Below are 1,672 nucleotides of genomic sequence, written 5' to 3'. Positions count from 1 at the left end.
TCAGTTCCGGCACCGCCTGGAACAGGTCGGCGACCAGTCCGTAGTCGGCGACCTGGAAGATCGGCGCCTCTTCGTCCTTGTTGATGGCGACGATGACTTTCGAGTCCTTCATCCCCGCCAGATGCTGGATCGCCCCCGAGATGCCGCAGGCGATGTAGAGTTGCGGCGCCACCACCTTGCCGGTCTGGCCCACCTGCCAGTCGTTCGGCGCAAAGCCCGAATCGACCGCGGCACGGCTGGCGCCGACGGCGGCGTTCAGCTTGTCGGCCAGCGCCTCGATGATGTCGAAGCTCTCCTTCGACCCCACGCCGCGGCCGCCCGAGACCACGATCTTGGCCGAGGTCAGTTCCGGCCGGTCCGAGGCCGCAACCTTGTCCTCGACCCAGGACGACAGCCCGTCGCCCGAAGGCCCGGAGACCGCCTCGACCGCGGCCGAGCCGCCATTGCCCACGGCGGTGAAGTTCGCCGTCCGCACGGTGAAGACCTTCTTCGCGTCGGCCGACTTCACGGTCTGGATGGCGTTGCCGGCATAGATCGGCCGCTCGAAGGTGTCGGCGTCGGTCACCGCGGTGACGTCCGAGATCACCATCACGTCCAAGAGCGCCGCCACCCGGGGCATCACGTTCTTGCAATAGGCCGTCGCCGCGCCGCAGATGTGGCTGTAGTTCCCGGCCAGCGACACGATCAGCGCCGACAGGCTTTCGGCCAGCCCGTGGTCATAGGCGCCGTCGGCGGCCTTCAGCACCTTGGCCACGCCGTCCAGCTTGGCCGCCTCGGCAGCGGCGGCATCGGGGCCGGCCACCAGCAGGTGGACCTCGCCCAGGCCCTTCACGGCATCGACGGTCTTGGCCACCGAGTCGGTGGCAAGCTGGCCGTCATTCACGTCGGCAAGAAGAAGAACGGCCATCAGATCACCCCCGCTTCGTCTTTCAGTTTCGCGATCAGCTCGTCCACCGAGCCGACCCGGACCCCGGCCTTGCGGCCCGCCGGCTCCACCGTCTTCACCACGGTCAGCCGCGGCGCCACGTCCACGCCGTAGTCGGCCGGCGTCTTGGTTGCCAGCGGCTTGGCCTTGGCCTTCATGATGTTCGGCAGCGAGGCATAGCGTGGCTCGTTCAGCCGCAGGTCGACGGTGACGATGGCAGGCATCTTCACGCTGATCGTCTGCAGACCGCCGTCCACCTCGCGGGTGACTTTCGCATGGTCGCCCTCGATCGCCAGTTCCGAGGCGAAGGTGCCCTGCGCCCAGCCGAGCAGCGCCGCCAGCATCTGGCCGGTGGCGTTCATGTCGTTGTCGATGGCCTGCTTGCCGGCCAGCACGAGGCCCGGCTGTTCTTCCTTCACCACCGCGGCCAGCAGCTTCGCCACTGCTAGCGGCTCGATGTCGGTGTGCACGTCCGCCGCGGCCTCGATCAGGATCGCCCGGTCGGCGCCCATGGCCAGCGCGTTGCGCAACGTCTCCTGCGCCTGCTTGACGCCGATGGAGACCACGACCACCTCGGTCGCAACCCCCTTCTCCTTCAGCCGGATCGCCTCTTCCACCGCGATCTCGTCGAAGGGGTTCATCGACATCTTCACGTTCGCAAGATCGACACCCGTCCCGTCCGCCTTCACGCGAACCTTCACGTTGTAGTCGATCACACGTTTGACAGGCACCAGAACCTTCATGCGG

General features: G+C 67.2%; 2 protein-coding genes. Both read right to left on the bottom strand.

The window, feature by feature from the left end; genetic code table 11:
- The coding region (locus G5B31_RS20855; protein WP_165020107.1) for an electron transfer flavoprotein subunit alpha/FixB family protein at positions 1-907 on the bottom strand (907 nt) is incomplete at its 3' end.
- Entirely contained in the window at positions 907-1,668 is a 762-nt protein-coding gene (locus G5B31_RS20850) for an electron transfer flavoprotein subunit beta/FixA family protein (protein WP_165020108.1), read from the bottom strand. The genes G5B31_RS20855 and G5B31_RS20850, both read right to left, overlap by 1 nt.
- Positions 1,669-1,672: the final 4 nt, after the last annotated feature.

Source organism: Rhodobacter sp. SGA-6-6 (genome assembly GCF_011043545.1).
Classification (GTDB): domain Bacteria; phylum Pseudomonadota; class Alphaproteobacteria; order Rhodobacterales; family Rhodobacteraceae; genus Pseudogemmobacter.
This window is presented reverse-complemented; position numbering and strand designations above follow the sequence as displayed.